The sequence below is a fragment of the Candidatus Regiella insecticola LSR1 genome, from assembly GCF_000143625.1.
In the GTDB taxonomy this organism is placed as follows: domain Bacteria; phylum Pseudomonadota; class Gammaproteobacteria; order Enterobacterales; family Enterobacteriaceae; genus Regiella; species Regiella insecticola.
The window spans coordinates 1-5,740 of record NZ_GL379747.1; the positions used below are offsets into that span (position 1 = coordinate 1).

At 44.2% G+C, this 5,740-nt stretch carries 9 protein-coding genes and 2 pseudogenes; 7 read left to right on the plus strand and 4 right to left on the minus strand.

Translation table 11 applies throughout. The annotated features are described in order from the left end of the window. Window positions 1-117: 117 nt before the first annotated feature. On the minus strand, window positions 118-639 hold the full coding sequence (locus tag REG_RS10380) for a hypothetical protein (protein WP_006705604.1): 522 nt from the start codon (window positions 637-639) through the stop codon (window positions 118-120). Between the two features lie 247 nt (window positions 640-886). Between REG_RS10380 and REG_RS10385 the strand changes: the two genes are divergently transcribed. The 5 genes from REG_RS10385 to REG_RS13635 all read left to right on the plus strand — a co-directional run bounded on the left by REG_RS10385 (window position 887) and on the right by REG_RS13635 (window position 2,892). After that, window positions 887-1,099 carry a phage filamentation protein Fil family protein gene (locus REG_RS10385; protein ID WP_039909002.1) on the plus strand — a complete coding sequence of 71 codons (213 nt, stop codon included), beginning with the start codon at window positions 887-889 and terminating at the stop codon, window positions 1,097-1,099. Window positions 1,100-1,113: 14 nt separating this feature from the next. Continuing rightward, entirely contained in the window at window positions 1,114-1,461 is a 348-nt protein-coding gene (locus REG_RS10390) for a DUF5347 family protein (protein WP_039909004.1), read from the plus strand. A 143-nt stretch (window positions 1,462-1,604) separates the two neighbouring features. After that, complete coding sequence (locus REG_RS12880; protein WP_141553689.1) at window positions 1,605-1,913, plus strand: hypothetical protein; 309 nt, start codon at window positions 1,605-1,607, stop codon at window positions 1,911-1,913. A 79-nt stretch (window positions 1,914-1,992) separates the two neighbouring features. Beyond that, entirely contained in the window at window positions 1,993-2,622 is a 630-nt protein-coding gene (locus REG_RS10935; RefSeq protein WP_006705606.1) for a putative phage replication protein, read from the plus strand. A 33-nt stretch (window positions 2,623-2,655) separates the two neighbouring features. Beyond that, window positions 2,656-2,892 carry a hypothetical protein gene (locus tag REG_RS13635; RefSeq protein WP_006705607.1) on the plus strand — a complete coding sequence of 79 codons (237 nt, stop codon included), beginning with the start codon at window positions 2,656-2,658 and terminating at the stop codon, window positions 2,890-2,892. A 70-nt stretch (window positions 2,893-2,962) separates the two neighbouring features. On the opposite strand, the gene REG_RS10400 is transcribed toward REG_RS13635, so the two are convergent. Then, window positions 2,963-3,739, minus strand: coding sequence for a hypothetical protein (locus REG_RS10400; protein ID WP_006705608.1), 777 nt, complete (start codon window positions 3,737-3,739; stop codon window positions 2,963-2,965). Window positions 3,740-4,134: 395 nt separating this feature from the next. Here REG_RS10400 and REG_RS10405 point away from each other — a divergent pair. Together REG_RS10405 and REG_RS10410 are read left to right on the plus strand one after the other, a co-directional pair. Further along, window positions 4,135-4,465, plus strand: a pseudogene (locus REG_RS10405) (type II toxin-antitoxin system RelE/ParE family toxin). Further along, on the plus strand, window positions 4,446-4,724 hold the full coding sequence (locus REG_RS10410) for a helix-turn-helix domain-containing protein (RefSeq protein ID WP_006705609.1): 279 nt from the start codon (window positions 4,446-4,448) through the stop codon (window positions 4,722-4,724). The pseudogene REG_RS10405 and the gene REG_RS10410 overlap by 20 nt, the downstream one beginning before the upstream one ends. Before the next feature lie 113 nt (window positions 4,725-4,837). Here REG_RS10410 and REG_RS10415 read toward each other — a convergent pair whose 3' ends face one another. Beyond that, complete coding sequence (locus tag REG_RS10415; protein WP_006705610.1) at window positions 4,838-5,203, minus strand: hypothetical protein; 366 nt, start codon at window positions 5,201-5,203, stop codon at window positions 4,838-4,840. A gap of 380 nt (window positions 5,204-5,583) precedes the next feature. Then, window positions 5,584-5,740: pseudogene (locus REG_RS14465) on the minus strand (phage portal protein); the annotation flags it as partial.

Genomic DNA, 5,740 nt, shown 5'->3' on the forward strand with positions numbered 1-5,740 from the left:
CAACAATTGCTCCTGCATGAAGAAGAAATAAAACGTAAAAAGCGTCAAGCTCTTTAAAGCGTCGCATAAAGCCTTCCCGCAAATGAAATTGTCGAAAGGGCTTTATAGGATTGAAGGTTATTGCGTCAAAAAGTGAGGCGATTTTGTCGGCAGATCACCTGCCAGCCAGGCGATTATTTTTTGCCAACGGGAAAGGGTTTCCATGTGGTTACTGAGATCCGCACGGTCAAGGCGAATACAGGTACGCCAATAAGCAGGAAGACATAATGCGCCCACTTCTGGTGGGTCAGTTTCTTCAATGACGTGTAATTGTTGGCGAATAGCTTGTGCCGTCAACCTCGGTAACTCATAGCGCAAGGCTTTATATTTAGCCGCCTGATTTTTTGACTGAGAAGCCGCTGTACCGTATTGATAACTGAATTGAATAGCAGCCAATAAAATCAGTAGTAACCCAACCAGTACTGAGTAAGGCATAGAAGCGATAACCCATGAAGCCAGCATGAATTGAAAGTATAACACCAGTTTGTCTAAGCGTGAAAAGAGACATTCTCTCATGATTTCAAGGTAATACGAATAATGTATTAAAAAATGGAGTTCTGTTATTTCGTCAGGGTTAACGGAGGGATTAACGGATTGCATAGTAGATTTTCCTTTTTTATTCCTCGCCCCGTCCTGTTACCTGAGTTTTTAGGCCGTAGTAGAGTGAGGAAGGTGAATTGCGCTCGGCGCTTTATTGTTAAACATATTTTTTCCTTGTGGTGGTGGGAGGTTATGCCTGCGTCATCTTTGATGGGGAGAAGCAAGCGTAATCATATTACCACATAGCCCCGCGCCGGACGGGGTGAAATAGTCCGGCACTTCTTTTCACTTAAATGGAGAACACCCGATGTTAACTGAATCCTGTACTACCGTGACCCCCTTGCCAGCCCTTCCTGAAATCACCCATCACCGTCACCGCCGTGGCTGGTTGGAGACGCCGGAGGGGCGTCGCGTTCAACCTAACCCGCAGGCAGTGAAATTTATTCACGGGATAAGCTCTCCCGTCATACGTCACCCGCGCCGCCGCTGGTTTTCAAGGGTGATGGGCATTTTTGCTTAAATAAGGTGGCTTTGATGGCGAATACTGAACCCGCTCGTGTCGTGCCGCTAAATTTAGCTCAGCGGCAATGTGGTCTGAGAAATACCACTTTATTATGGCAAGTGTTACCGGATAAAAAATATCAAGGGCAGATCCCAGCACTGATTAAGGAGATGGAGGAGACCGATCCACAAATGAAAGGGGCGCTGTATTATTTAGCCGGGATTGAAAGAAAAAAGCATGCGCTGGCATTTAAACAACTCTATCCCGAAGAACAAATTAATTTAATTGACGCCATGAACCGATTACGCGCCGCGGTGAGTTTATTTCCTAATAGGATTACTTATATTGATTTTGACCCGGTACCAAATAAAACGGAATAATAACATTAATTCATTTTTAAAATAAATAAACTGATTATTGTGTCGGTTTTATTACCACTCCAATACGGAAATTACCATGCCTCTTTATATTGAGATCGACCAGCGTTATGTGATTAGTCAGTATCACGCCGGGTTTATTTTATATGAAAATAAGCGTTTCCCTGATACATCAAAAAAAAATCGGCAGCCATTATCTTAAACTCTTAGCGTATTATTCGTCATTCGCCACTTTAATTGAAGGCTTATTATGTCACCATTTATCGACATTAAAAAATAACCTTATTAAACACCGGCGACATGAAATACAACGCATGGGGCGATTATGCCATGAGGCTTTTAAATATTCTCTGCTATCCGATGCCGATACAGACGAAATAAAACAAGGAATAAAATATTCTTTATTACGGCCTGATCGTTTGATCTATATCGAGTGTCACCGACTGCTTAATTAACACGATTAATTTATCATTGAAATAAATAAACGCCTTTAGGGCGTGGGATCCGTTTTCGCTAAAAATAAGGCGATGACGGATGACACGCTATTTACTGCCCCTCCCTTTTTATTATCGGCAAGGAAAAAAGAAAATAATGACCCCCCCGGCAGTCGAATTTTTGCAGCCCACCGCTTATCTCGGTCATGCGCCTTTTTGTTGGCTATGGAACGCGCCGATGAAAAGTGTCAATCACTATCGGATGGAGACGCTCCCGCCCGCGCCTCTCACGCCGGTACTGAAAAGCAAGGGCACGCCGACCGGTTATTTGACCAAATATGTGAGTAAGAATCTGGATGGTAGTGTGCTGAAAAGCGCCGCCGATCCGGCTACGGGGGAACCCTTATTGAGTCATGAGACCGGTAAGCCGCTTCATGAAGCGGTTGAACATGTCGTGGCGTGGGCGAGTTTGCACCGGGTACGGCAATTTCAGTTTTTTGGTATTCCGTCACGCCAAACTTACCGTGAATTACGTTTACTGGCCGGGCAGTTGCAGCGCAAATCAAAAACGAAGAAAAGGGGCAACAGCTGGCAGATAAAGCGATGGATGACGTGCTGGCTGCCGCCGATGCCGGGTGTATGGCCACCTATATACTCAAGCAAGGCGGGGTGTTGGTGCCGCGTAAAGACCATACTGTGCGCACTGCTTATGTGGCGTCGGATACCCTGAATGCTTACGGGGAGAAGGGCATGAAGATTTACGGTGTGTGGTCGGCCCCGGCTGGGCATTGAGTCGCGGATTGGTACCCATGACGAGCGCTGGCAACGGGTACGTAAGGTGAAAAATGATAAGCAGCCTAATGAGGTGGCCGTTGCTGTTGCTGTTGACCTGCCGGACGGATTTTCCGTCCCTTGGACTCGTGGCAATAACTGTCCCCTTGAACGAAAAGTGATCATACGGCAGAAGGTGAAAAAAGTAGGGGTGCCGATGCGGGTTTGAGGGGAAGTCGCTGTAGTAACTCAAACTTAACGTATAATATTTCCGTTTCCCAAAGGGAGCCCTCTATGGATCACATAAATTCAAATTCAAAATTATAATCATGATCCCTTATAGAGGGTTGTGTTGCTAAAAGAAAAACCTGATCTGTTTTAGGCGTGGTGAATTTATTGATGATATCGCCGGCAACAAACATATCTTTATGTTCCTTTTTATATCCGTCGATCACTTCATCCGGAAACATATTCTCGCCTGAGTCGGTTTTCAGTTTTGAAACATGGTTAAGCAACGAGCTCATCATACTTGCCAGAACCAACCCGCTATCGTTTTTATTAGTCATAAAGGCTTTATCTGCTTTGCTGAATATTTTAGTTAATGAATTCTGGTTCATTTCGTTTTTTCCAAAGAAAAACGATGAAATTATGTCCTTACCATAGAAATCACGGGTGACCCCAAGCTCAGGTGACATAGAATTGAAAATGGCTTGTATAGGTAACCGTAGATCAGAAAAATCTCTTGAGTAACGGCAGGTTAGCGCGAAGGTAGAAGGATTTGTATCAAGAGCTCCAACGCCCATGCGACTAAGAGCTTCTTTTGTTTGCTCTGAAGCTTTTTCCGTTACTGCTTTATAAAGCATTTTTTCTAAATTGTATTTTAATTCACCAGTCTTCTCACTATAACAAAACCCCTCTCTCATGCTTTGGCCGAATAATTGTGTGGAAAATTCGTTTACCAATCCCTCTCGCAAGTTCTTTATACTTTCTAAAGTATTAACCCAGGAGTCGGAATTTTTCCACGACGGGTAAGTAATATCAACATTAATCGGTGGGAAATGAAGGGCAGTTGTCATGTTTATAATCTCGTGAGGTTAAATTGATAAAAGATAGGCCATGGTTTTACAGCTTTGACACCCTATGGGTTCTTCCACACGCCCCCTAAAAAACGTCATGACGTATTTTTACGTATGATGACAAAGAGACCTTATATCGCATCTTGTTCTCACGTGCTTGTAAAAACGCTCATACTTAGGGAGCGCTGTTGAATCAATCATCCATCATTAAGCCAACTGAATTTTACCCGCCCCGTGCTTGCTCCTGAAGTAATCAGCCTTGTAGGCTGCGCCGGTTACGGCACGTTACAAAGATACAATTTTCGCTAAGCCACTTCATAAAATTATCCCACAGGTTAATCTCTCGTTGCCCATTATTAGCTTATAGGATAATATGTGAATAGGAGATACGATTCATGTTTAATGTGCTTTATCACCCTGAAGCAAGAACAGAAGCAACGGCATTACCCGTGAAAATCAGGGTAAAGTTCGACCGTCTGATTAATAAACTTGCGCATGATGCGTGCCTGCTGCGGGAACCCGATACAAAACCTTTGGGTAATGGTCTTTTTGAAATTCGGACTATGGGGACTAATATAGCCAGAGGGATATGGGGTATACCATAAAGGCAATACTATCATCATGTTGCGAGTTTTTATCAAAAAGACGCAAAAAACGCCGGTAAAAGAAATAAAACTAGCAAAAATGCGATTGCAAGAGGTTTTAAATGAAATTAATCAACCATAAAGAACTGCATAAAGAATGGATGCAAGACACAGAATATGAGGCTGCCTACGCAGAAGAAGAACGCAAAGAAAGACTGAAAAGTACTCTTGCCGAATGGCGGAAACTTGACAATCTGACGAAAGCGGAGGTTGCAAAAAGAATGGGGGTTAAGCCACCTGTTGTTTCTCGTCTGGAAAATAATATCACGAAGGCCAGCATTGAGACGTTGACACGCTATGCCCGTGCCTGCCGGGTCAAGAATCCATCTATTCTCCTGTAGAGGGTAACTTCTATACAGTTCTTTTACATACGCTTTCAGCGTATATTTTGAATGATTTAACAAATGTACAGAGTAAACTAACATTGATAAATCTATTTTTTACGGAATACAAGTTAACAATCGGTCAATATCTTTCCTTCCTGTGCCGAAAAGCAATTAACACCCGCACAGACATAACAAGGCTTGCCGGTATTTTTCACCACCCGAATGGCTTTATCATCCCAGAGCGCTGTCATTTGGCTGTCTTTAACATTAGTGACGGCCAGTTTGGGCAGGCCATGGGCTAACAGCCAATGCTGTACCGCAATCACCCCGCTGGAGGTTTCGGCACGGGCGGTAAAAATATGTACCTCTTTTCCTGCACTTAACCACGTTTTGATACGCTGCACCATCGGAGCCAAGGGGCGCCCCAATTGGTTGCCTTGACTCGGTAAGTAATCGGCTAAGGTGCCATCAAAATCTACCCCTGTCCATCCCATACACTGTCCTTTTTTTTCCTGTGATTAAAATCAATATTTATGCAGTTTATTGGCGTAATCTGCAATTAACACCCGCTGCCTACTCCTCGTTAGGTTCTCTCTGCGCTATTCTCTGCTATGCGAATTTCATTGAATCTCCCCGCGCCGGGATCGTTTTTCAACATATCGTCACAACCGTAGCGCTTCTGGCTGCCAGGAGCGGATAAAAAATGCCCTTCAGTACCTCAAGCGTGCGCTCCCCGCCACGCCCCGCGCTTTGGCTAATGTATGCATATTTATGCACCCTTTTATCGGGGTTAAAACCGTTGATAGCCGCGGTTTTAACGGCAATGGTTGCCGCAAAAATGCTTGCAGATCCATGCAGTCTAGTCATGCACCCTTTACATTGAGGCATTTTCCACTAATTCATACGGCTTAAAGCGGATCACCTCTTCACCCAGCCAGGCATTGATTTCACTCAGCCGCTCTTGCAGTGGGGCTAATTCATTGATGGCAAACACCCGTGCTGCTTTTTCGATATCACCAAAGCCGCCGGTA